This is a genomic window from Pseudomonas sp. NPDC008258 (assembly GCF_042956345.1).
In the GTDB taxonomy this organism is placed as follows: Bacteria; Pseudomonadota; Gammaproteobacteria; order Pseudomonadales; family Pseudomonadaceae; genus Aquipseudomonas.
In genome coordinates this window covers 86076-108396 of the sequence record NZ_JBIBGE010000005.1, presented here as the reverse complement: position 1 = coordinate 108396, position 22321 = coordinate 86076, and the positions used below count along the sequence as shown (strand labels likewise).

General features: G+C 63.2%; 22 protein-coding genes. 16 read left to right on the top strand and 6 right to left on the bottom strand.

Annotated elements, in window-relative coordinates:
• Positions 1 to 166 precede the first annotated feature (166 nt).
• The 4 genes from ACFY9W_RS05570 to ACFY9W_RS05555 all read left to right on the top strand — a co-directional run bounded on the left by ACFY9W_RS05570 (position 167) and on the right by ACFY9W_RS05555 (position 4396).
• Positions 167 to 1804, top strand: coding sequence for a phosphoethanolamine--lipid A transferase (locus ACFY9W_RS05570; RefSeq protein ID WP_391126889.1), 1638 nt, complete (start codon positions 167 to 169; stop codon positions 1802 to 1804).
• Positions 1805 to 2037: 233 nt separating this feature from the next.
• Positions 2038 to 3171, top strand: a complete 1134-nt coding sequence (rnd, locus tag ACFY9W_RS05565) for a ribonuclease D (RefSeq protein WP_391126886.1) — start codon at positions 2038 to 2040, stop codon at positions 3169 to 3171.
• Positions 3168 to 3461: a YcgL domain-containing protein gene (locus ACFY9W_RS05560; RefSeq protein ID WP_391126883.1), complete on the top strand. Its 294-nt coding sequence runs from the start codon at positions 3168 to 3170 to the stop codon at positions 3459 to 3461. The genes rnd and ACFY9W_RS05560 overlap by 4 nt, the downstream gene beginning before the upstream one ends.
• Before the next feature lie 2 nt (positions 3462 to 3463).
• Positions 3464 to 4396 carry an NAD(P)-dependent oxidoreductase gene (locus tag ACFY9W_RS05555; RefSeq protein WP_391126880.1) on the top strand — a complete coding sequence of 311 codons (933 nt, stop codon included), beginning with the start codon at positions 3464 to 3466 and terminating at the stop codon, positions 4394 to 4396.
• A gap of 130 nt (positions 4397 to 4526) precedes the next feature.
• On the opposite strand, the gene ACFY9W_RS05550 is transcribed toward ACFY9W_RS05555, so the two are convergent.
• Positions 4527 to 5120, bottom strand: coding sequence for a nitroreductase family protein (locus ACFY9W_RS05550; RefSeq protein ID WP_391126877.1), 594 nt, complete (start codon positions 5118 to 5120; stop codon positions 4527 to 4529).
• 144 nt (positions 5121 to 5264) lie between these two features.
• Between ACFY9W_RS05550 and ACFY9W_RS05545 the strand changes: the two genes are divergently transcribed.
• Both ACFY9W_RS05545 and ACFY9W_RS05540 read left to right on the top strand, forming a co-directional pair.
• Positions 5265 to 5714: a YcgN family cysteine cluster protein gene (locus ACFY9W_RS05545; protein WP_391126874.1), complete on the top strand. Its 450-nt coding sequence runs from the start codon at positions 5265 to 5267 to the stop codon at positions 5712 to 5714.
• Between the two features lie 41 nt (positions 5715 to 5755).
• A complete protein-coding gene (locus ACFY9W_RS05540; protein WP_391126871.1) occupies positions 5756 to 6964 on the top strand; it encodes a hypothetical protein in 1209 nt (402 codons plus the stop codon).
• 133 nt (positions 6965 to 7097) lie between these two features.
• On the opposite strand, the gene ACFY9W_RS05535 is transcribed toward ACFY9W_RS05540, so the two are convergent.
• Positions 7098 to 7436, bottom strand: a complete 339-nt coding sequence (locus ACFY9W_RS05535) for a DUF2892 domain-containing protein (RefSeq protein ID WP_391126868.1) — start codon at positions 7434 to 7436, stop codon at positions 7098 to 7100.
• 273 nt (positions 7437 to 7709) lie between these two features.
• Here ACFY9W_RS05535 and gabP point away from each other — a divergent pair, with 273 nt between their 5' ends.
• The 6 genes from gabP (at position 7710) to ACFY9W_RS05505 (ending at position 15567) form a co-directional block, all read left to right on the top strand.
• Positions 7710 to 9107, top strand: a complete 1398-nt coding sequence (gene gabP, locus ACFY9W_RS05530; RefSeq protein ID WP_391126865.1) for a GABA permease — start codon at positions 7710 to 7712, stop codon at positions 9105 to 9107.
• Positions 9108 to 9486: 379 nt separating this feature from the next.
• Entirely contained in the window at positions 9487 to 10203 is a 717-nt protein-coding gene (locus tag ACFY9W_RS05525; RefSeq protein WP_391126862.1) for an FCD domain-containing protein, read from the top strand.
• A gap of 61 nt (positions 10204 to 10264) precedes the next feature.
• Positions 10265 to 11584 (top strand): FAD-dependent oxidoreductase, encoded by a 1320-nt coding sequence (locus ACFY9W_RS05520; RefSeq protein WP_391126859.1) that lies wholly within the window; start codon positions 10265 to 10267, stop codon positions 11582 to 11584.
• Between the two features lie 183 nt (positions 11585 to 11767).
• Positions 11768 to 13096, top strand: coding sequence for an MFS transporter (locus ACFY9W_RS05515; RefSeq protein WP_391126856.1), 1329 nt, complete (start codon positions 11768 to 11770; stop codon positions 13094 to 13096).
• A 73-nt stretch (positions 13097 to 13169) separates the two neighbouring features.
• Positions 13170 to 14063, top strand: a complete 894-nt coding sequence (locus ACFY9W_RS05510; protein ID WP_391126853.1) for a dihydrodipicolinate synthase family protein — start codon at positions 13170 to 13172, stop codon at positions 14061 to 14063.
• 13 nt (positions 14064 to 14076) lie between these two features.
• A complete protein-coding gene (locus tag ACFY9W_RS05505) occupies positions 14077 to 15567 on the top strand; it encodes an aldehyde dehydrogenase family protein (RefSeq protein ID WP_391126850.1) in 1491 nt (496 codons plus the stop codon).
• 75 nt (positions 15568 to 15642) lie between these two features.
• On the opposite strand, the gene ACFY9W_RS05500 is transcribed toward ACFY9W_RS05505, so the two are convergent.
• Positions 15643 to 16113, bottom strand: coding sequence for an RNA methyltransferase (locus tag ACFY9W_RS05500; RefSeq protein ID WP_028693028.1), 471 nt, complete (start codon positions 16111 to 16113; stop codon positions 15643 to 15645).
• Between the two features lie 71 nt (positions 16114 to 16184).
• Positions 16185 to 16556, bottom strand: coding sequence for a YajD family HNH nuclease (locus ACFY9W_RS05495; RefSeq protein WP_016488597.1), 372 nt, complete (start codon positions 16554 to 16556; stop codon positions 16185 to 16187).
• A gap of 132 nt (positions 16557 to 16688) precedes the next feature.
• Between ACFY9W_RS05495 and ACFY9W_RS05490 the strand changes: the two genes are divergently transcribed.
• The gene (locus ACFY9W_RS05490) at positions 16689 to 16967 is read left to right on the top strand and encodes a hypothetical protein (protein WP_391126845.1); all 279 of its coding nucleotides are present in this window, start codon (positions 16689 to 16691) and stop codon (positions 16965 to 16967) included.
• A 139-nt stretch (positions 16968 to 17106) separates the two neighbouring features.
• Here the strand turns inward: ACFY9W_RS05490 and ACFY9W_RS05485 are convergent, their stop codons facing one another.
• The gene (locus ACFY9W_RS05485; protein ID WP_391126842.1) at positions 17107 to 19149 is read right to left on the bottom strand and encodes a prolyl oligopeptidase family serine peptidase; all 2043 of its coding nucleotides are present in this window, start codon (positions 19147 to 19149) and stop codon (positions 17107 to 17109) included.
• A 200-nt stretch (positions 19150 to 19349) separates the two neighbouring features.
• On the opposite strand from ACFY9W_RS05485, the gene ACFY9W_RS05480 reads away from it, so the two are divergent.
• The 3 genes from ACFY9W_RS05480 to ACFY9W_RS05470 are packed head-to-tail and all read left to right on the top strand — an operon-like array spanning position 19350 to position 21169.
• Positions 19350 to 19847: an MFS transporter gene (locus tag ACFY9W_RS05480; RefSeq protein ID WP_391126839.1), complete on the top strand. Its 498-nt coding sequence runs from the start codon at positions 19350 to 19352 to the stop codon at positions 19845 to 19847.
• A gap of 17 nt (positions 19848 to 19864) precedes the next feature.
• Positions 19865 to 20638 carry a class II glutamine amidotransferase gene (locus ACFY9W_RS05475; protein WP_391126836.1) on the top strand — a complete coding sequence of 258 codons (774 nt, stop codon included), beginning with the start codon at positions 19865 to 19867 and terminating at the stop codon, positions 20636 to 20638.
• A gap of 9 nt (positions 20639 to 20647) precedes the next feature.
• Complete coding sequence (locus ACFY9W_RS05470; RefSeq protein ID WP_110740198.1) at positions 20648 to 21169, top strand: DUF2937 family protein; 522 nt, start codon at positions 20648 to 20650, stop codon at positions 21167 to 21169.
• A 134-nt stretch (positions 21170 to 21303) separates the two neighbouring features.
• On the opposite strand, the gene ACFY9W_RS05465 is transcribed toward ACFY9W_RS05470, so the two are convergent.
• Positions 21304 to 22215, bottom strand: coding sequence for a LysR substrate-binding domain-containing protein (locus tag ACFY9W_RS05465; RefSeq protein WP_391126832.1), 912 nt, complete (start codon positions 22213 to 22215; stop codon positions 21304 to 21306).
• Positions 22216 to 22321 lie beyond the last annotated feature (106 nt).

Here is a 22321-nt window from a genome sequence, read left to right as displayed (position 1 = left end):
AATGGCAGCTGAACGGCTTTCACGTATTTGATAAAAGACGCCTCTTCACGAAATTGTTACCGTCTTTTTCACGAAAAATTGATGACGCGCTTTCTAGAGTTCGCCCAACTTTCCCACGGTGCCATCCGGCCTGGGGGTTGATAATCACTCTTGATTGCGAACGCTGATGCTCAACTTCAAATCCCTGCGGACTGAATGGGTCACGCTGCTGGCCAGCCTTTACCTGCTGATCGGCTTCAACATGTTCCTTTGGGAGCATCTGCAAGAGGTTGTGCCCCCCGGCCTGTCGGGGTTGTGGCTGAGCCTGGCGTTTGCCGTGCTGATGCTGTTTGCCTTCAACCTGGTCCTCACGTTGTTTGCCTTTCGCTATGTATTGAAACCGTTGCTCATTGTGTTGTTCATGAGTGGCGCGGGCGTGGCTTACTTCATGAACCAGTACGGTGTACTTATTGATGCCGGCATGTTCCGCAATATGGCCGAGACCAATGTTGCAGAAGTACGCGACCTGATGTCGTTCAAGTTTGCCGCGTATATCCTGCTGCTTGGTGTGCTGCCTTCGGTGCTGCTATGGAAGGCGCAGATCGCCTATCGCCGCTGGCACCGCGAGTTGCTCGGCAAGCTGGTGGTCAGTGGCGCCTGCGTGGTGGCACTGGGTTCGGTGGCGCTGGTCAATTACCAGGGCTTGTCGTCGTTGCTGCGCAACCACCACGAATTGCGCCTGATGCTCACCCCCAGCAATATCGTCGGCGCCTCCATCGGTTATGTGAGCGAGCGTGTCGGTACGGCATCGCGGCCGTTCCAGAACTACGGCGAAGATGCCAAACGCGATGTGGCCTGGCAGAAGCACGAGCGCAAATCACTGACGGTGCTGGTGGTGGGTGAAAGTGCGCGGGCAGACCACTTCGGTGTGCTGGGCTATGACCGCGATACCACGCCGAACCTGGCCAAGGAGCAGGGCCTGCTGGCGTTCTCCGATGTGCATTCGTGCGGTACGGAAACGGCCGTCTCGGTGCCGTGCATGTTCTCTGGCATGACGCGCAAGGAATACGATGCCCGTGTAGCGAAGAACCGCGAAGGGCTGCTGGACATCCTTCAGCGTGCCGGCCTGGCCGTGCAGTGGCGTGACAACCAGTCGGGCTGCAAAGGTACCTGCGACCGCGTGCAGTTCATCGATGTCAGCAACCTGAAGGACCCTCAGCTGTGCGCCAATGGCGAATGCCATGACCAGATCCTGTTGCAAGGCCTGGACGAGCTGATTGACAACCTCGACAAGGATACCGTGCTGGTGCTGCACCAGATGGGCAGCCATGGGCCGGAATACTTCAAGCGTTACCCCAGTGGCAGCGAGCGCTTCACCCCTGTGTGCCAGAGCAACGCGCTGAATCAATGCAGCGAGCAGGACATCATCAATGGCTACGACAACACCCTGGCCTACACCGACAAGGTGCTGGCTTCGCTGATCGACACCCTGCGCAGCAAGCAGGACAAGGTCGACACCGCCATGATCTACCTCTCCGACCATGGCGAGTCGCTGGGGGAGTACAACCTGTTCCTGCACGGCACGCCTTACGCGATTGCCCCGGAGCAGCAGAAACACGTGCCACTGCTGACCTGGTTCTCTGACAGCTACAAAGAGGACTTCGGCGTCGATACCGACTGCCTGGCCAAGCTCAGCGATGCCCCGCTGTCGCAGGACAACCTGTTCCACTCCATGCTCGGCCTGTTGCAGGTGCGCACCGAGGTGTACCAGCAGTCGCTGGACATGTTCGCCAGCTGCCGCCCGTGGCTGGCGGCCAAGCGCTGAAGCCAGTCGCGTGTCATCAAGCTTGCGCGGTCCATGTGGGAGCGGGCAAGCCCGCGAACACGGGCGAAGCCCGTGCCATACACCGTGTTGCCTTCTTCGCGGGCGCGCCCGCTCCCACAGGGGCCGCACGCGTATGCAAAACTGCACCACTGATCGATATCAAGGATGGCCCGGGTTTCACCAGCAGTGCCCGCGCCGTATATACTGCGCGCCAATGTTAGTGGGAGAGCCTTGTGGCCATCGAAATTCACTGGATCCGTGACGACCAGAGCCTGGCCGAACACTGCCGCGACTGGCACCAACTGCCCTTTGTCGCCGTCGACACCGAATTCATGCGGGTCGACACCTTCTACCCGAAAGCCGGGCTGATCCAGATCGGCGACGGCCAGCGGGCCTTCCTGATCGACCCGCTGCTGATTGGCAACTGGCAACCCTTGGCCGACTTGCTGGATGACAGCGCAGTGGTCAAGGTGCTGCACGCCTGCAGCGAAGACCTTGAAGTGCTGTTGCGCCTGACTGGCAAGCTGCCGCAGCCGTTGTTCGACACCCAGCTGGCCGCGGGTTACCTGAACCTGGGGTTCTCCATGGGCTATTCGCGGTTGGTGCAGGAGGTGCTGGGCATCGAACTGCCCAAGGGTGAAACCCGCTCCGACTGGCTGCAGCGCCCGCTGTCGGAAACCCAGGTCAGCTACGCCGCCGAGGATGCCGTGCACCTGGCCGAGCTGTTTACCGCCCTGCGCCCGCGCCTGAGCGACGACAAGTACGCCTGGGTGCTGGAAGACGGCGCCGAGCTGGTGGCCGCGTTGCGCCGTGAGGTCGAGCCCGAAACCCTCTACCGCGACGTCAAGCTCGCCTGGAAGCTGGGCCCTCAGCAACTGGCGGTGCTGCGAGCGCTGTGTGCCTGGCGCGAGCGCGAAGCGCGCAACCGCGATGTGCCGCGCAACCGTATCCTCAAGGAACACTCGCTGTGGCCCATGGCCAAGAGCCAGCCGAACAACCTGTCGGCGCTGGCCAAGATCGACGAGATGCACCCGCGCACCATTCGTCAGGACGGTGAATTCCTGATCCAGCTGATCCAGCGCGCTGGCAGCCAGCCTGCCGAGCAATGGCCTCAGGCGTTGCCCGAGCCGCTGCCGATCGAGGCTGCTGGCATCCTCAAGCAGCTGCGTGCCATCGGCCAGGCCGAAGGCGAGCGCCTGGGGATTGCCCCCGAGCTGATGCTGCGCAAGAAAGCCCTGGAAGCGCTGCTCAAGAGCGGCTACCCCAATGGCCCTTATCAACTGCCCGATTCGCTGCGCGGCTGGCGCCGTGAGCGTATGGGCCAGGCCCTGCTGGACAGCCTTGCAGGTGCCGGAGAGACCCGATGAAACGCATTTGCTCGATCTACAAGAGCCCCCGCAAGAACGAAATGTACCTGTACGTGCTCAAGGCTGACGGCCTGGAGCGCGTGCCCGAAGGCCTGCTGCCGTTCTTCGGTACCCCGCAGCATGCCTTCGACCTGGTGCTCACCCCTGAGCGCAAGCTGGCCCGCGAGGACATCACCAAGGTGCTGGAGAACCTCGACAGCCAGGGCTACCACCTGCAGATGCCGCCGGCGGAAGACGAGTACATCGAGCACCTGCCCGAAGAGCTGCTGCGCCGAAACGACCCGGTCTGATCATGCGAGTACTGATTGCAGAGCATGACCATGCCCGGTACGCCGGGCTTTTGCGCGAAGCGGCGCCTGAATTGGAAATCCTCACCAGCGGTGACTCTGCCGAACTGGCCCGTCAGGCAGCGCAGTGCCCGGTGTGGCTGGGCCAGCCGGACCTGTTGGCGAGCCTGCTGCGCCAAGGCCACAAGCCGGGCTGGATGCAGTCGACCTGGGCCGGTATCACGCCGTTGCTGGCCGATGGCCTGCCGCGGGACTATCGCCTGACCCGAGCGGTGGGCATCTTCGGCCAGGTGATGGCCGAGTACATGCTCACCTACATGCTCGGCCATGAGCGCGAGGTGCTGTCGCGCCTGGTCAGCCAGGTGGAGCGGCGCTGGGATGACCGCCCGGGGCGTACGCTGGAAGGGCGCAAGGTGCTGATTGTGGGCACCGGCGACATTGGCCAGCGGGTGGCCGAGTTCCTGCAGCCGTTCGGCGTGGTGCTGTACGGTGTGGCCAGTAGCGCCCGGGATCAGGCGCCGTTCGTCGAAGTGGCGGCGCTGGCCGACTTGCCGCGCATGGTTGGCCAGGTCGACTACGTGCTCAACCTGTTGCCGGATACTCCGGCCACGCATGATTTGTATGACGCTGCGCTGTTCAAGTGCTTCCAGCCGACCACGCTGTTCATCAATGCCGGGCGTGGCGCGGCGGTGGTCGATGCTGATCTGGTCGAGGCCCTGAAGGAAGGGCATCTGGCCGGGGCGGTGATCGATGTGTGCCGGCAGGAGCCATTGCCCCGCCAGCACCCGTTCTGGACCGCCTGGGGGCTGTTGCTCACCGGGCACAGCTCGGCACCCACCTCGCCGGCGGCGATGGTGCGTTTGTTTGTCGAGAATGTGCGGGCGTATGAAGCGGGGCAGGTGTTGCGGGGCGAAGTGGATTTCGCGAAGGGCTACTGATTTGTAGTGCCTGTACCGGCCTCTTCGCGGGCACGCCCGCTCCCACAGGTACCCCACATCCCTCAGGTACTGTGCAATCCCTGTGGGAGCGGGCGCGCCCGCGAAGAGGCCGGTACAAGCAACACAAGGCTTACAGGCTGAAATCACCCTCAGCCGCCAGCTCGCTCAACGGCTTGCGCGGGCTCGGCACTTCACGCGATTGCAGTGCTTCATCCAGGCTGGCCTTGTCACCCAGCTTGCCGATCGCCACCATGGCATGCAGTACATAGCCCTCGGGAATCTTCAGTTCCTGACGGGCCAGGTCCTGGTCGAAGCCGGCCATGCCATGGGTATGCCAGCCGCTGATGCTGGCCTGCAACGCCAGGTGCCCCCAGGCGGAGCCGGTGTCGAAGGTGTGCCACAGCGCGGGTTTTTCTTCCGTAGCACCCGGGGCGGCAAACGTAGTCTTGGAAATGACCAGCACCAATGCCGACGCCTGCTGCGCCCAGCTGCGGTTGAACGGCACCAGCAGGCTCAGGTAACGCTCCCAGCTCGGCGTGTCGCGGCGGGCATAGAGGAAGCGCCAAGGCTGTGAGTTGTACGCCGACGGTGCCCAGCGCGCGGCTTCCAGGAAGCTCAGCAGGGTTTCTTCGCTGATAGGCTCGGCGGTGAAAGCACGCGGGGACCAGCGGTTGATGAACTGCTCGTTGATGGCGTAATCGGCGATGCGGGGGTTGGCGCTCATGACTGCTCCTGCAAACGGACGGGAAACCCGCACGCTACTGCGTCCCGTCGCGACTGACAAGCGGTCTGGCTTTGCCGAAGGCCAGGCTCTAGACTGGCGCCGCCGCGCGCCGTGGCCCCAAGATGAATGCAGGAACCCCGTGTGATGATCGCTGAAAACGCGCCGTTCTGGCGGCGCAAGACCCTCGAACAACTCAGCCCGCAAGAGTGGGAGTCGCTGTGCGACGGTTGTGGCCTGTGCTGCCTGCAAAAGCTCGAGGACGAGGATGACAACAGCGTCTATTACACGCGCATCGCCTGCAAGCTGCTGGACATGCACACCTGCCAGTGCAGCGACTACCCCAATCGCTTCGCCCACGTGCCCGACTGCATTCAGCTTACCCCGGGCAAGGCCGACCAGTTCAAGTGGCTGCCAAGCACCTGCGGCTACCGCCTGGTCAGCGAGGGCAAGGACCTGCCCGACTGGCACCACCTGGTCTGCGGCGATCGCCAGCAGGTCCATGAACAGCGTATTTCCCAGTCGGGGCGTATGCTCAGTGAAGACGATGTGCACGAAGACGACTGGGAAGACCACCTGATCTTCCGTGCCAGCTGACCGGCGCGGCCCGCTGCCACGGGGAAACAAGGAGTTTCTGTATGCGTTGCCAGCTGTTTCTGTTATTGGGCCTGATGGCCAGTTCGCCGGCCTGGGCGAAAAAGGTCGACCTCGACTACCAGGTGCATCTGTTGCCAGCCAGTGGCCAGGCTGAAGTCCGCCTCACATTGGCAGACGGCAGTGCCGTACGCCGCCTCGACTTCGACCTGGGCAAGGCCGGGGCCTACAGCGGCTTCCAGGCTGATGGCCAATGGCAAGTGCAGGGGCAGCGCGGCGTGTGGCAGCCGTCGGCCGGCAAGACCAGCCTCAGTTACCGCGTGCAACTGGACCAGAAGCTCGCCAGCGGTGCCTATTCCTCGCGCATTACCCCACACTGGGCGCTGTTCCTTGGCGACCAGCTGGTACCGCCTGCGCGCCTTGACCAGCAGGATGGCACCGAGCTGGTGGCACGCCTGGCGTTTGATCTGCCTGAGGGCTGGAAGAGCATCGAGACCTCCTGGCCGCGTATTGGCAAGGACAAGTTCCGCATCGACAACGTTTCGCGCCTGTTCGACCGCCCGACTGGCTGGATGCTGGCTGGTGACCTGGGCAGCCGCCGCGCCCGCCTGGGCGATACCGAGGTCACCGTGGCTGCACCGGTGGGGCAGGGCATGCGACGCATGGACAGCCTGACCCTGCTGACGTTCGTGTGGCCGCAGTTGCAGGCCGTGTTCCCACGCAACCCGCCAAAACTGTTGCTGGTGGGTGCCCGTGATGGCATGTGGCGTGGGGCAATGGCTGCGCAGGGTTCGCTGTACCTGCACAGCGCCCGGCCGATGGTGAGCGAGAACGGCAGCAGCCCGTTGCTGCGCGAAGTGGTGCAGTTGTTTGCGCAAATTCGTGGGCGTGATGGCAGTGACTGGCTGGTGGAAAGCCTGACCGACTACTATGCCAGCGAACTGCTGCGCCGCGCCGGTGGGGTGAGTGACGACCGGTACCTGGCCTGGCAGGCACGTCTGAGCAAGCAGGGCGCCAAGGTCACCCGGCTCAAGGGCGACCGCGCAAGCTCCGCCCAGGTGGCACGTGGGGTGATGCTTCTACAGGCACTGGACAAGGAAATTCGTATCCATACCCAGGCCAAGCGTTCGCTGGACGATGTGGTACGCGGGTTGATGCGCCTGCCCAGCGTGAGTACCGAAGACTTCGTGCAGATCAGCGAGAACGTGCTTGGGCGCAAGTCCGAGGTGTTGCAGAGCAAGGCGCTGCGTTAGGTATCTCAATTGCCTGCACCTGCCTCTTCGCGGGCTTGCCCGCTCCCACAGGTACTGCACGGCCTTCCAGGGTTGCGAAATATCTGTGGGAGCGGGCAAGCCCGCGAAGAGGCCGGTACAGGCAATGCATTAGTCAACCGCCAGCCAGCGGATCCTTGCCAGTTACCGTAACCCCTCTGGTCGCCGCCCTGGCACTGGCCTTCAACGCCTCCAGCTCCGCCGCACTGCGTTCTATGTCCAACCGCAACCGGTGATATTCCTGCCGATGCCGCTGCCACCACGCCTTGGTCGAGCAATGCCCGCTGACCCCGCGAGCCACTGCAATCCCCCCCACCACCATCTGCAGCAAGCCGACCAGGCCACCATGGCGCAGCCCCTTGCTGAACATCAATGCGCCACCGGCGAGCGAGCCGACCCGTTCCAGGCCATGGACATTGTGCTGCGACGATTTCGCGTTATGGATATCGAGCATGGCAAGGCCTCCTTGTGAAGTGTATGCAGCTGACCTGCCAACCCCCGCCAGGGTTCAGTCGGTGCGCCGGGCGACATCCCGTGTCGCGCAGAAGGCTCTGCCACGCAGCTTTCAAGGCTGCCAATGTCATTTATGGTCAAGTCCGTGGCGGATCCAGGCAACTTGACCAGCCCCTCGCTGGCGTACCGTGACCGGGCGCGAAGCTCATCCACGCTGGGTTTCGATCCAGGAGCTTCACGTCCCCCCACAAAGAAAACAAAAGCAGGGATCAGGATGACAATGACAAGCGCGAGTGGCGCCGGCAATCAGCTGGCGCAAGGCTTCAAGCAACGCCATGTGACCATGCTCTCCATCGCCGGGGTGATCGGTGCCGGGTTGTTCATCGGCTCCGGGCACGCCATTGCGGCGGCCGGCCCCTCGGCCATCGTCGCCTATGCACTGGCCGGCGCGCTGGTGGTGCTGGTGATGCGCATGCTTGGGGAAATGGCCGTCGCCAGCCCCGATACCGGTTCGTTCTCCACGTATGCCGACCGCGCCATCGGCCGTTGGGCCGGCTTTACCATCGGCTGGCTGTACTGGTGGTTCTGGGTGCTGGTGATACCGATCGAAGCCATTGCCGCTGGCGTGGTACTCAATAACTGGTTCCCGCACATCGATGCCTGGTTCTTCGCCCTGAGCATGACCGTGCTGCTGACCGCTACCAACCTCTTCAGTGTGGCCAAGTACGGCGAGTTCGAGTTCTGGTTCGCCATGCTCAAGGTGATCGCCATCGTCGCGTTCATTGCCTTGGGCGCAGCGGCCCTGGCCGGTGTGTTGCCGGGGCGTGAAGTGAGCGGTCTGCCGCTGTTGCTGGAGCAGCAGGGCGGTTTCATGCCCAATGGCTGGACGGCGATCATCGGCGCCTTGCTGACCACCATGTTCAGTTACCTGGGTACCGAAGCGGTCACCATTGCCGCCTCCGAATCCAAGGACCCTGCGCGCAATATCGCCAAGGCTACCCGCTCGGTGATCTGGCGCATCAGCGTGTTCTACCTGCTGTCGATCTTCGTGATCATCTCGGTGGTGCCGTGGAACGACCCGCTGCTGCCGGTGCAGGGCTCCTATCAGCGGGCGCTGGAAATCATGAACATCCCCTACGCCAAGCAACTGGTAGACATCGTGGTGCTGGTGGCAGTGGCCAGCTGCCTGAACTCGTCCATCTACATTTCCTCGCGCATGCTCTACTCGCTGAGCAAGCGCGGCGATGCGCCGGGCTTCATCCAGCGCACCTCGAAGGTGGGCGTGCCGCGTGCGGCGGTGATCGGCAGCACGCTGATCGGCATGCTGGCGACCATCGTCAACTACTTCGCCCCGGCCGAGGTGTTTGCCTTCCTGCTGGCCAGCTCCGGGTCGATCGCCTTGCTGGTGTACCTGGCGATTGCCTTCTCGCAACTGCGCATGCGCGCCATCCTGCAACGGCAGAACGTGGAGATTGCCTTCAAGATGTGGCTGTACCCGTGGCTGACCTATGCAGTGATCGGCTTCATCATCTTTGCCCTGGGCACCATGTTTGTCATGCCCAAGCACCGCATGGAGGTGTCGCTGACCTTTGCACTGGCGTTGGTGATTTTGGTGTTGGGGGTGATTACCAGCAAGCGGCATGCACGGCGCGAGGCCTTGGCGACCGCGTAACTGGATTTGTGTGAATGAAAGAGAGCCACCTGCCTGCAGGTGGCTTTTTTGCTTGTGCCGGCCCCTTCGCGGGCTTGCCCGCTCCCACAGGTACAGCACAGCTTTCAGCGCCTGCGCCGGACCTGTGGGAGCGGGCAAGCCCGCGAAGTGGCCGGTACATTTTGCACATTTGTCTGATCTGGATAATTACCTGTCCGGTTTGGCAATGCAGCTCCAAGGGTGTTTAATCCCACCCTTGGACCCCGCTGAAACCCCTAAAAACAAAGGCCCAAACTGATTTCACCGTTCATCGAAAATGCTGTAGACACATTGTCTAACAGTGCCCTATAGTCGTTATACAAATAGTAGACATAGCTCTATGACAACAAAGAAGGCCGCCATGAAAGCCACCGTCCAACCACTCGCCGCAGAAGTGCCGCCGGACCGCAAAGCCGTCCTGGCCGAAGCGCTGCGCCGCCGGATCCTCAGCATGGAACTGGCCCCGGGTGCCGTGGTGGACGAACTGGCCCTGTGCGACGAATTTGGTCTGTCGCGCCCCCCTGTCCGTGAGCTGCTGCGCCAGATTGCCGCCGAAGGCTACATCGAGCTGGAAGCCAACCGCGCGCCACGCGTCGCCGCCATGAACCACGAGTCGCTGCACAGCTTCTACGTTGCCGCGCCGCTTATCTACGTGGCCACCACCCAGTTGGCCGCCACCTACGCCAGCACTGAAGAAATCGAAGTGCTCAAAGGCATCCAGGCCCAGTTCCGCCAGGCAATCGAAGAGCGCGACGTGGAAAACCGCGTGCTCTACAACGACGCCTTCCACCTGGAAATCGGCAAGATGGCACACAACGACTACCTGCTGCCGAGCCTGCGCCGCCTGCTGATCGACCACACCCGGCTGGGCAAGATCTTCTACCGCCACCCGACCACCGACGACATGCAGCGCGACCTCGAAATCGCCTGCGAGCAGCACGAGCAGATGATCCAGGCCATCGAACGCCGCGACCCGCAAGCTGCCGGCCAGCTGGTGCGCGAGCACTTCGAGCTGTCGCGCCGGCGCATGGCCGAGTACGCCGCACCGCAAGGGCTGGATGTACCGATCCAGATATGAATTACCAAGGTCAGGCCTCTGGCATTGACCGCCCGTCGACAACAAGATCCAGGTTAGTGAGATGACAAAAATAAGTTCGTTACCTGCCGATGATGCCACCTGTGGCTGGTACCACCTGAGCAAACCGCGTACGCCAAGGCCTGCCCACAGTGGCCACAGCCACGCGCGCTGGGTCGTGGTGGGTGCAGGCTTCACCGGCCTGGCTGCCGCACGCCAGCTGGCAACGAACTTTCCGCATGACGAGATCGTGCTGGTCGAGGCCCAGGAAGTCGGCTTCGGCACCTCCGGGCGCAACGCTGGCTTTGCCATCGACCTGCCGCACGACATCGGTGCCGAGGATTACATCGGCGACATCGACATCGCCAAGACCATCCTCAAGCTCAACCTGGGGGGCCAGCAGTACCTCAAGGACCTGATCGAGCGTTACGACATCGAGTGCCAGTTCCGCCACTGCGGCAAGTACCAGGCGGCCATCGAAGACCGCGGCATTGCCGTGCTGGACGCCTACCGCCGGGGCCTGGACAAGCTTGGCCAGCCCTACGAAGTGATTGAAGGCCGCGACTTGCCCGATCACATCGGCACGGACTTCTACCGCAAGGGCCTGTTCACCCCGGGCACTGCCTTGCTGCAACCTTCGGCATTGGTCAAAGGCCTGGCCGACAGCTTGCCGGCGAATGTTTCGCTGTACGAACACACGCCGATCACCGACGTCGAATACGGCGACAAGGTCGTGCTGCGCCATGCCAACGGCTCGATCACGGCCGACAAGCTGGTACTTACCACCAACGCCTTCGGCATGAGCTTCGGCTTCCTCAAGGGCCGCATGCTGCCGGTGTTCACCTACGGCAGCATCACCCGCCCGCTGACCGAGGAAGAGCAGGCGCGCCTGGGGGGCAAACCCTACTGGGGCGTCATTCCGGCCGACCCGTTCGGCACCACCATGCGCCGCACGGTCGACAACCGCCTGCTGATCCGCAACAGCTTCAGCTACAACCCCGACGGGCGCAGCAACCGCAAGTACCTGGAGCGCTTCGTGGAACGCCACCGCGAGTCGTTTGCCCGGCGCTTCCCGATGTTGCCTGCCGTGGACTTTGAATATACCTGGGGCGGTGCACTGGCACTGTCACGCAACCACATGGGCTTCTTCGGCAAGTTGGCGCCCAATGTGGTTGGCGCACTGTGCTGTAACGGCCTGGGTGTTACCCGTGGCACCGTCACCGGAAAGTTGCTGGCCGACTGGCTGGCCGGTGACAAGAACGAACTGATCGAGTTTCTGCTCAATGCCCCCGGGCCTTGTGCAAACCCACCACAGCCCCTGGTTTCCTTGGGTCTGAACGCCAACCTGATGTGGGGGCAGTTCCGCGCAGGCAAAGAGAGCTGATCGTTACCTGAGTTAGGCCATAGAACATTTTGCGTCGGCGTTAGTTGGCCGGCACGGGCACGGCTTGCCCGAATTTGATGATCGAGATGCGTAGTCCGGTCACCCGGGGCTGAGTGCGGTTTTCAGTTTCGCGGACGCGCTCGCCTTGAAAATGTGCAAGTAGCAGACGTGGTAGGAACAACAATGACAAATCCGAATGTTTCGATTGAAGATGTACCGATCAACAGCTTCCACCAGTTGCTGACCCTGCGTTCCGGTGGCGGCTCGTTCGTCGATGGCTATGTACTGAGCATTATCGGCGTGGCCATGGTGCAGATGTCTGCCGGCCTGGCACTCACCAGTTTCTGGCAGGGCATGATTGCTGCCTCGGCGCTGATCGGCATTTTCTTCGGTGGCTTCTTCGGCGGTTGGCTGACCGACCGTTTCGGCCGCAAGCGCGTGTTCTTCGTTGGCCCGACCCTGTTCATCCTGGCCTCGGTCGCGCAGCTTTGGGTGGAGTCGGCGCTTGCATTGTTCCTGCTGCGGTTCGCCATCGGTATCGCCGTGGGTATCGAATACCCGGTCGCCACCTCTCTACTGGTGGAGTTCCTGCCGAAGAAGAACCGCGGCCCGCGCCTGGCTACCCTGACCGTGTTGTGGTTTGCCGGCGCCGCTACCGCCTACCTGGCCGGTGAGGCCATCCTGCGCCACGGTGGCGACGACGCCTGGCGCCTGGTGCTGGCCAGCGCGGCGGTTATTGGTGCGTTGCTGTTCGCCATCCGCCTGGGTACACCGGAGTCGCCACGCTGGCTGATCAGCAAAGGCCGTTCGGCCGAGGCCGAGCAGGTGATCAAGCGCGTCTACGGCAACGGTTTTTCGCTGAAGAACCTGCCGGAAGAGCCCAAGACCCGCAAGCTGTCGTTCCTCAGCCTGCTGCACTCCGGTTACGGCAAGCGCATGCTGTTCGTCACCATGTTCTGGACCTGCTCGGTGATCCCGGTGTTTGCCGTGTATGCGTTCGCCCCGAAAGTGCTGGGCGCGCTGAACCTGAAAGGGGACTGGGCCTCGATTGGCTCCATCGCCATCACCTTCCTGTTCGTGGTCGGCTGCATCGTCGGCACCCGCCTGCTCAACACCATCGGCCGGCGCACCACGCTGCTGCACAGCTTCTTCTGGTCGGGGCTGGCGCTGCTGGGCCTGGGGGCCTTCAGCAATGGCAACGAGATGCTCATCCTGGTGCTGTTCGGGGCCTATGCGTTGTTCATCGGCGGCGCCCAGGTGCTGCAACTGGTGTACCCCAACGAACTGTTCCCCACCGAAATCCGCGCTGGCGCCGTGGGCGTGGGCACCTCCATGTCGCGGGTCGGTGCGGCAGTTGGCACCTGGCTGGTGCCCATCGCCCTCGACAGCTATGGCATCGGCGCTACCATGTATGCCGCTGCTGCCGTGACCTTCGTCGGCCTGGCCTTCTCGGTCGCCCTGGCCCCGGAAACCCGCTCGCTGAACCTGCAACAAGCTGCTTCGCTTGGCTGAAGCCTTACAACCCACCGCCGCGTGGTTGCGTGGCGGCCTTTACAACACTGAGCAACGCACTGGAGAACCTACCGTGAAATTCGAAGGCATCTACACCCCGGCAATCACTCCGCTGGCTGCGGACGGCTCGATCGACAAGGCAGCGTTTGCCGAGGTCCTCGAATACCTGGTCGAGTCGAAAATCCACGGCGTCATCATTGGTGGCTCCACCGGCGAGTACTACGCCCACACCACCCAGGAACGCATCGAACTGGCCGCCCAGGCCAAGGACGTGCTCAACGGCCGCCTGCCGCTGATCGTCGGCACCGGTGGCATCCGCACCGAAGACGCCGTGGCCTTTGCCCAGCACGCCAAGGAAATCAAGGCCGACGCGCTGCTGGTGGGCACCCCGCCGTATGCGCTGCCAACCCAGCAGGAAATCGCCCTGCACGTTAAAGCCGTCGACGCTGCCGCCGGCCTGCCGATCATGCTCTACAACTACCCGGGCCGCATGAGTGTGAGCATGGGTGAGGAGTTCTTCGACGCCGTGGCCGACGTGAAAAATATCGTCGCCATCAAGGAAAGCTCCGGTGACATGGCCCAGCTGCACCGCCTGGCCATCAAACGCCCGAACATCCAGCTGTCGTGCGGCTGGGACGACCAGGCCCTGGAATTCTTCGCCTGGGGCGCCAAGAGCTGGGTCTGCGCCGGCTCCAACTTCATCCCGCGCGAGCACGTGGCCCTGTACGAGGCCTGCGTGATCGAGAAAGACTTCGACAAGGGCCGCAAGATCATGGCTGCCATGATGCCGCTGATGGACTTCCTCGAAGGTGGCAAGTTCGTCCAGGCCATCAAGAATGGCGTGGCCCTGAATGGCCTGAGCACCGGTGGTGTGCGCAAGCCGCTGTACGACCTGGACGCTGCCGAGAAGCAAGAGCTGCAACGTGTGGTCACCGAACTGAAGGCCACCATCGCCCAGATCAAATAAGGAGGCTGGAAAAATGGCTGAATTGCTGAGCAAGGAACAATACGCGGCCATCGCCGCCGACCTGCAACTGCGCACGAAGGCGTTCATCGACGGGGAATTCCGCGATGCCATCTCCGGTCGCACCTTCGTCACCACCAACCCTGCCACCGGCAAGCAACTGGCTGAAGTGGCCGCTTGCGACGTCAACGACGTCAACGTCGCCGTGGCCGCGGCCAAGCGTGTGTTCGAAGAGGGCACCTGGTCGAAGATGCAGCCGAACGACCGCAAGCACGTGCTGCAGAAGTTCGCCCAGTTGCTGGAAGACAACGCCCACGAGCTGGCCGTGCTGGAAGCACTGGACAGCGGCAAGCCGGTCAGCGAATGCCAGACCGTCGACGTGCCGGAAACCATCCACACCATCCGCTGGCACGCCGAGCTGATCGACAAGATCTACGACGCTACCGCCCCGACCGGCAACGCGGCCGTGACCATGGTGGTGCGTGAAGCCATTGGCGTGGTCGGCCTGGTGCTGCCATGGAACTTCCCGCTGCTGATGCTGGCCTGGAAGATCGCCCCGTCGCTGGCCGCCGGTTGCTCGATCGTGGTCAAGCCGGCCAAGGAAACCACCCTCAGCGCCCTGCGCGTGGCCGAGCTGGCCCATGAGGCGGGCATTCCTGCTGGTGTATTCAACCTGGTGCCTGGCGGTGGCCGTGAAGTGGGCGAAGCCATCGGCCGCCACATGGACATCCCGATGGTCAGCTTCACCGGCTCCACCGACACCGGCCGCCTGTTCCTGAAATACGCCGCCGAGTCCAACCTCAAGCGCATCGTGCTGGAGCTGGGTGGCAAGAACCCGGCCGTGGTCATGAACGACTGCGAAGACCTGGATGAAGTGGCCCAGTTCGTCACCGCGGGTGCGTTCTGGAACATGGGCGAGAACTGCTCTGCCTCCTCGCGCCTGATCGTCCACAAGGACGTGAAGGACGAGCTGCTGAGCCTGATCGCCAAGCACCTGAAAGACTGGAAGCTGGGCGACCCGCTCGACCCGGAAAACCGCCTGGGCGCCATGGTCAGCAAGTCGCACTTCGAGAAGGTGAAGTCGTACCTGGAATACGCTGCCGAGCAGAAGCTCAGCATCGTTCAGGGTGGCGAAACCGAAGAAGGCGTGTTCGTGCAGCCGACCATCGTCGACAACGTCAGCCGCGACAACAAGCTGTTCGTCGAGGAAATCTTTGGCCCGGTGCTGAGCGTGACCAGCTTCGAAACCATCGACGAGGCGATCGAGCTGGCCAACGACACCGTTTATGGCCTGGCCGCCTCGGCCTACACCGGCAGCCTGCGCAACGCGCTGCGCCTGTCGCGGGAAATCCGCGCGGGCGTGGTGACCGTGAACTGCTTCGGCGAAGGTGATGTGACCACGCCGTTCGGTGGCTACAAGGAGTCTGGCTTTGGTGGGCGCGACAAGTCCATCTGGGCCCACGACCAATACACGGAGTTGAAGACCATCTGGATCAACGCTTCGTGATCTGAGCAAGACCGGTGCTGTTCTGACGGAGCTCAGCACCTGGCCGCCCTGCTTACGCAGTGGCGGCCTTTTGTATTACTTGAACTTGGGCCCCGACCGGGTATTCAGCCCCTTGGCCATACGGTCATACAGCACCACATTCACTGTCGCCGCCAGGTTCATGCAACCCTCGGTGGGGATGTAGATGGTCTCTTCACACCACCCCCGCACATCCTCGCTCAACGAGCCATCCTCAGGCCCGAAAATATAGATAGCCCGGTCCGGATGGGTGTATTCCGGCAACGGCCGCGCGCCCTCCACCAGCTCCACCGCCACCGGCGTGCAGCCCAGCGGGATGATGCGTTGCAGGTCATCGATGCCGATCAGTGGAATGTCGTAATGCACGCGCTTGGTGTCGGTGACGAAGTCACGTGCGCGTTCGTAGCGTTTGCCGGTGTAGAACACCGAATTGACGCCATAGCAGCCCGCCGCGCGCATCACCGAGCCGACGTTTTCTGCCGATTTGGGGTTGAACAGGCCGATGCAGCTGTATCGTTTGTTTGCCACGTACCGGGGCCCTTCGCGAAAAAAGCGCGATTATACGGGCTGCCCGGTAGCAGCGGGGGGCGAATCGATGGTCAGTCTTTTTTCAACATGCCCGCCAGTGCGGCGAACGGGTTGTGGGTGGCCTTGGCAATGCTCGGGGTGCTGGTGGAGCCTTCGCTGAAGTATTGCTGGTCGGTGTAACGCGAGTGCTCGTTGTCGTGGCAGTACAGGCACAGCAGTTCCCAGTTGGAGCCGTCCTGCGGGTTGTTGTCGTGGTTGTGGTCACGGTGGTGCACGGTCAGCTCGCTCAGGCGCTTGCCGGCGAACTCGCGGGCGCAGCGGCCGCAGACGTGTGGGTACATTCTCAGGGCCTTGTCGCGGTAGCCCATTTCCTTGTCACGCTTGGCATCGGCCAGGATGCGGTCGAGGCGCGCGGTGGCGGCGGCGGAAGAGGTGGAGCTCATGATGTTTCCTTGGTTCTGATCAGGCAAATGACGGTTATGTCATTGAGTCTAGCGCGCTTGCAGGGCAGGCGGACAGGCGAAAGGTTTGATTTAGGCGTAGCCTGTAGGAAGGTTCCCGACAGGAGGTTGCAGATGTTTCACGCGATCCTCACCGCGCTGTTGATGGCTGGCCTGCCCATGGCCGAAGCCGCAAGCACGCCACCCCGTCTCACTACCCCGGTGCCGGGTGCACCGGGTACGCCCACGCCCACGCCATACCCGCAGATAACCCCGAGTACACCGCCCAAGGCTTATGACAGCCAGCCGGGGGCGCCCTTGTTGCCGCCAATGCCCGTGCCCGGGCCGCCAAAGGACCAGCCATTGCCGGGGTTGCGGCCAGAGCCGCCGAAAGCGCCGGTGCAGGATGATTGAATCAACTCAGCCTGCACCGAATTCCTGTGGGAGCGGGCGAGCCCGCGAACACCGGCAAAGCCGGTGCCAATCACCGCGGTGAATTCTTCGCGGGCATGCCCGCTCCCACAGGAATCGTGCGGTTGCTCAATTCTGGGCTTTACGCCACACCCAGCTCACCAAACACGAACGCATACTCCAGGGCCACATCCTTCAAGCCCTGATACCGCCCGCTCATCCCGCCATGGCCAGCCCCCATCTCGGTCTTGAGCAGCAGCAGGTTGTTGTCGGTCTTGCGCGTACGCAACCGCGCCACCCACTTGGCTGCTTCCCAGTACTGCACGCGGCTGTCGTTGTAGCCCGCCACCACCAGCATGGCCGGATAGGCCTGCGCTTTCACGTTCTCATACGGCGCATACGCCTTGATCCGTTCATACACCTCGGGCTCCTCAGGGTTGCCCCATTCGTCGTACTCGGTCACGGTCAGTGGCAGCTCGGGGTCGAGCATGGTGTTGAGCACGTCGACGAACGGCACTTCGGCAATTGCACAACGGAACAGCTCGGGCCGCAGGTTGAGCACTGCGCCCATCAACAGGCCGCCGGCGCTGCCGCCGCTGATGGCCAGCCGGGCAGCAGTGGTCACGCCCTCGGCGATCAGGTGCTCGGCGCAGGCGATGAAGTCGTTGAAGGTGTTGGGCTTGTGCTCCTGCTTGCCGGCGCGGTACCAGGCTTCACCCAGTTCGCCGCCACCACGCACATGGGCGATGGCAAAGGCCACGCCGCGTTCCAGCAGGCTCAGGCGCGCATGGGAGAACCACGGGTCGAGGCTTTCGCCATAGGCGCCGTAGCCGTACAGGTAAAGCGGCACGGTCTTGCCCAGGTCCTGGCGACGACGCACCAGGCTGATCGGCACCCGAGTGCCGTCCGCTGCGGTTGCCCACAGGCGCTCGCTCACATAGTCATCGGCATTGAATGCCCCTAGCACCGGGGTTTGCTTGAGCACGGCCTGGGCACCTGTGGCCAGCTCCAGCTGACGCACCTGGGCCGGGCGATTGAGTGCTTCGTAGCGCAGGCGTATGCGGCTGCTGGCGAACTCCAGGCTGTCCTGCACGTACAGGCTGTAGGCGGCGTCCGGCAGCTCGACGCGATAAGGCGCCAGGCCTTGCGGGCGTACCTCGATAATTGGCAGGCCGCCTTCGCGCAGGCTCAGGGTCAGGGCGCTGGCATTCAGGCTGAGGCCTTCGAGCATGATCGCATCGCGGTGTGCCACCAGCACCTGCCATTGTTCACGGCTAGGCACCGGGGCAACCGGGGCGTGGTACAGGGCGAAGTTGATGCCGTCCTGGTTGGTGCGGATGAACCAGCGCCACTCGCCGTCCAGCTGGCCATGGTCGGGGAAGTACTCATGGCCTTCGACACGCGGCGCCAGGCAGGTGAACGGCGCCTGCGGGGTTTCGGCGTCCAGTACCCAGGCCTCGCTGGTGGTCTTGCTGTTCAGCAGCAGCACCAGTTGGCGCTCGGAACTGGAGCGGTAGCAATGCAGGAAGAAACGCCCGTCGGGTTCTTCGAAAACGGTCTGTGCAGCGTCGCTGCCCAGCGTGTGGCGGCGCAGGCGCCAGGGCCGGTGAGTGTCGTCCAGTTCGGCGAAGAACAGCGTCTGGCTGTCGTTGGCCCAGGTCAGGCTGCCGTCGCAATCGTCGAAGGGCAGGGCGGTGACATTGCCAGTGGCAAGGTCCTTGACGTACAGGGCGTAGATTTCGTCGCCGCTGGTGTCGAGGCTGTAGGCCAGCAGACGGTGGTCGGGGCTGACGTTGAACGCGCCCAGCGACAGGAAGCCGCCATTGGCCAGGGCGTTGGGGTCGAGCAACAGTTGCTCCCGGCTTTCATCGACGGTGTTGGAATCGTCGGCCGGGCGAGGGCAGCGGTAATGGCGTGGGTATTCGTCGCCAGCGGTGGTGCGGGTGTAGTAGAGGTAAGGGCCCCAAGGGGACGGCAGCGACAGGTCGGTTTCCTGGATGCGGCCCTTGATCTCTTCGAACAGTTGCTCGCGCAACGGCGCCTGGTCGGCCAGGCAGGCTTCCTGGTAGGCGTTTTCGGCCTGCAGGTAGGCGAGCACCTCGGGGGTGTCGCGTTGTTGCAGCCAGGCGTACGGGTCGGCGGCTTGATCGGCTTTGGCAATCGGGGGTTGGGGCTTGGTTGGCATTGAGGATCTCTTGATTGGGGTTGCCTGGGCCGGCCCCTTCGCGGGCTCGCCCGCTCCCACAGGATCACCACAGCCCTCGAGGGGTGCGCAGTACCTGTGGGAGCGGGCGAGCCCGCGAAGAGGCCGGTACAGGCAAACACTGTCTGCGCCCGGAAAAGTGTTTATCATAGGCATCTCTTTGCCTGGCTTGCACGAACACCATGACCGAGAACGACTACACCCTTCTCTGGGGCCTCTACGCTGTTGCCGCCCTGGGCTGCCTGTTGGTGGGCTTCAAGCTGACCGGCTGGATGTGGCGCTGGCTGCGCGAACCGCTGCGGGTGGTGCTGGCGGTGCTGCTGCTGACGCCGACCGTGGTCGACCCGGTCAAGGACAGCTTCGCCCCGGCCATCGCCATCACGGCCCTGGATGTTGCCTTCAAGGTCGGTAACAACGCCTGGCGCGCAGTGTCTGACTTTGCCATGTACGGCATGATTGCCTTTGGCCTGTACTTCCTCTTCGTGCTGCTGCGCTGGCCGCTGGAAAAACGCGCCCGCGAGCGCCGCGAGCAAGCCGAAGCCGCCGCCCAGCGCCAGGCCGCCGAAGATGACCAGCTCGCCGCCCATGCCCCCTTGGCCGCCGAGCGTGGCGACCGTTACCGCGACGACCCACGCCCTGCCGCACCGCGCGGCAATGGCCGGGTCGAGCCCCGTCTGTAAGCGCAGGAGACACGCCTATGTGCGAACTGCTGGGCATGAGTGCCAACGTCCCTACCGATATCGTTTTCAGCTTCACCGGCCTGATGCAGCGCGGCGGGCGGACTGGCCCGCACCGTGATGGCTGGGGCATCGGCTTTTACGAAGGCCGTGGCTTGCGCCTGTTCCAGGACCCGGCAGCAAGCAGCGAGTCGGAGGTCGCCAACCTGGTGCAGCGCTACCCGATCAAGAGCGAAGTGGTAATCGGCCATATCCGCCAGGCCAACGTCGGCAAGGTGTGCCTGTCCAACACCCACCCGTTCGTACGGGAAATGTGGGGCCGCAACTGGTGTTTTGCGCACAACGGCCAGTTGGGCGACTTCAAGGGCCTGGCCAGTTTCTACCGGCCGGTGGGCGACACCGACAGCGAAGCGGCCTTCTGCGACCTGCTCAACCGCATCCGCAGCGCCTTCCCCGAGCCAGTGCCGGTGGAACAGCTGCTGCCGGTGCTGGTCGAAGCTTGTGCCGGCTACCGTGGCCAGGGCGTGTTCAACTTCATGCTCAGTGACGGCGACTGGCTGTTCTGCTTCTGCTCGACCAAGCTGGTACACATTACCCGCCGTGCGCCGTTTGGTGCTGCGCGGTTGAAGGATGTCGACCTGATCGTCGATTTTCATACCGAAACCACCCCCAACGACGTGGTCACGGTGATTGCCACCGAGGCCCTGACCGAGAACGAAACCTGGCACCGCTACGAGCCGGGTCAATGGGCCCTGTGGCGGCACGGCGAATGCGTGGCGCACGGCCAGAGCTAAGGACGCTGCATGTTCAGAAGTTACCTGCGGTTGCTGCTGTTCACCTTTGGCCTGCTGGCCGGTATCCAGGTTCCGGGGCTGGTCAAGGACTATAGCCAGCGGGTCGAGGCGCACCTGTTCGAGTCGCGCGAGGCGCTGGATGGTTTCCGGCAAACGGCCGAGCGCTTTTTCAAGGGCGACTTGCAGGCGCTGCTGCAGCATTACCGCAGCAGTGACGACCCGGTGTTCAACAGTGATGCCAACAGCATCGAAAGCCTGATGATCCGCAACGAACTGCTGGAAAACGAATGGCAGGCGCTGCAAGGGCCGTGGGCGCAGCGAACCTGGCATGTGCTGGTACAGGCCGACCCACAGCTGCGCGAAGAGACGCTGAATGGCTACAGCTATCAGATTCTGCTGGTGCCCGAAGCCGTTGGCTGGGGCGTCGGTGCCGGTTTTGTGCTGGCATTCGTGGTTGAAAGCCTGTTGCTGGGGATTGGCTGGGTGATCCTCGGTGGGCGGCGCAGGGCTGTGAAAGAGAGCTGGCGCTGATTTCTGCGGTAGCTGTGCCGGCCTCTTCGCGGGCTCGCCCGCTCCCACAGGATCATCACAGCCCTTGAGAGCTGTGCAGTACCTGTGGGAGCGGGCAAGCCCGCGAAAGGGCCGGCACAGGCAAAAGCAATCTTTCAGACCAGCACGATCCGCTGCCCCCCCACATCACGCGCGTACCCCTCCAACACCTGCCGGCAAACCCCGACAACCTCATCGACCAACGCCACCCCGGTCTGCCAGGCCACCACCAGCTCCAGGCCCGGCGGCGGTTGCAGCCCTTGCAGCAGCACCAGTTCGCCCCGGCCCAACTCGGCATCCACCAGCGCCGGCGGCAGCGCACCAATGCCAAACCCGTCACGCAACAACCGGGTAATCGCCGCCACCGAGTTCACGCAGTTCAGCCGCGGCGCCTCAGCCCCCGCAGCTTGCAGCAAGCTCAGCACCTCCTGCTGTGGCCGCGAATTTTTCGAGAAAGTGATGATGCGCTCGCGCCCAAGCTCGGCCAGCGATGCGTAGTCCCGGTGCTGGTGCGAGCCGGCAGCCACTACCCAGCCCATCGGATAGCGCGCCAGGTCCAGGCTGCGGATCGACTGCTCACGCAGCAGGTCGGTCTGCAGGATCACATCGAGAAAACCCTTCTGCAGCTGCTCGCGCAGGTTCAGCGCGGTGTCGGCCACCAGTTCGATTTCCACCTGCGGGTAGCGCTCGGTCAGCTCCGCCACCAGCGCGCTCATCCAGGTATGGATCACCGTGTCCATCACGCCGATTCGAATGCGCCCGACCTTGGCCCGATCACTGTCCAGCGACTGCTTCATGGCTTTGGCGGTTTCCAGCATGCGCTCGGCGTATTCCAGTACCTTGCCGCCTTCCGGGGTCAGGCTGACCCCGCGGGAATCGCGCAGCAGTAGCTTCACACCCAGGTCCGCCTCCAGCGCGGCAATGCGGCTGGACACCGAGGCCTGGGTGGTGAACAGCTTTTCCGCCGTCAGGCGGAAGCTCTTGAGCCGGGCGACCCAGACGAATGTTTCGAGGAAACGAAGGTTCATGATCAGTTTTTCTTGTTCCAGACCGGCGGTTTTTCTCGTTGGACGCAAGCGATGCAGCCTCTGAACAATGGTGCCCAGGCCGCGACGCTTAATGTCGCCCATAAAA

Coding starts and splice junctions, on each gene's coding strand:
- ACFY9W_RS05515 (WP_391126856.1), top strand. CDS start 11,768: ATGACAAATCCGAATGTTTCGATTGAAGATGTACCGATCAACAGCTTC.
- ACFY9W_RS05520 (WP_391126859.1), top strand. CDS start 10,265: ATGACAAAAATAAGTTCGTTACCTGCCGATGATGCCACCTGTGGCTGG.
- ACFY9W_RS05540 (WP_391126871.1), top strand. CDS start 5,756: ATGCGTTGCCAGCTGTTTCTGTTATTGGGCCTGATGGCCAGTTCGCCG.
- ACFY9W_RS05560 (WP_391126883.1), top strand. CDS start 3,168: ATGAAACGCATTTGCTCGATCTACAAGAGCCCCCGCAAGAACGAAATG.
- ACFY9W_RS05465 (WP_391126832.1), bottom strand. CDS start 22,215: ATGAACCTTCGTTTCCTCGAAACATTCGTCTGGGTCGCCCGGCTCAAG.
- ACFY9W_RS05525 (WP_391126862.1), top strand. CDS start 9,487: ATGAAAGCCACCGTCCAACCACTCGCCGCAGAAGTGCCGCCGGACCGC.
- ACFY9W_RS05485 (WP_391126842.1), bottom strand. CDS start 19,149: ATGCCAACCAAGCCCCAACCCCCGATTGCCAAAGCCGATCAAGCCGCC.
- ACFY9W_RS05555 (WP_391126880.1), top strand. CDS start 3,464: ATGCGAGTACTGATTGCAGAGCATGACCATGCCCGGTACGCCGGGCTT.
- ACFY9W_RS05535 (WP_391126868.1), bottom strand. CDS start 7,436: ATGCTCGATATCCATAACGCGAAATCGTCGCAGCACAATGTCCATGGC.
- ACFY9W_RS05470 (WP_110740198.1), top strand. CDS start 20,648: ATGTTCAGAAGTTACCTGCGGTTGCTGCTGTTCACCTTTGGCCTGCTG.
- ACFY9W_RS05480 (WP_391126839.1), top strand. CDS start 19,350: ATGACCGAGAACGACTACACCCTTCTCTGGGGCCTCTACGCTGTTGCC.
- ACFY9W_RS05490 (WP_391126845.1), top strand. CDS start 16,689: ATGTTTCACGCGATCCTCACCGCGCTGTTGATGGCTGGCCTGCCCATG.
- ACFY9W_RS05475 (WP_391126836.1), top strand. CDS start 19,865: ATGTGCGAACTGCTGGGCATGAGTGCCAACGTCCCTACCGATATCGTT.
- ACFY9W_RS05570 (WP_391126889.1), top strand. CDS start 167: ATGCTCAACTTCAAATCCCTGCGGACTGAATGGGTCACGCTGCTGGCC.
- ACFY9W_RS05495 (WP_016488597.1), bottom strand. CDS start 16,556: ATGAGCTCCACCTCTTCCGCCGCCGCCACCGCGCGCCTCGACCGCATC.
- ACFY9W_RS05550 (WP_391126877.1), bottom strand. CDS start 5,120: ATGAGCGCCAACCCCCGCATCGCCGATTACGCCATCAACGAGCAGTTC.
- ACFY9W_RS05545 (WP_391126874.1), top strand. CDS start 5,265: ATGATCGCTGAAAACGCGCCGTTCTGGCGGCGCAAGACCCTCGAACAA.
- ACFY9W_RS05505 (WP_391126850.1), top strand. CDS start 14,077: ATGGCTGAATTGCTGAGCAAGGAACAATACGCGGCCATCGCCGCCGAC.
- gabP (WP_391126865.1), top strand. CDS start 7,710: ATGACAATGACAAGCGCGAGTGGCGCCGGCAATCAGCTGGCGCAAGGC.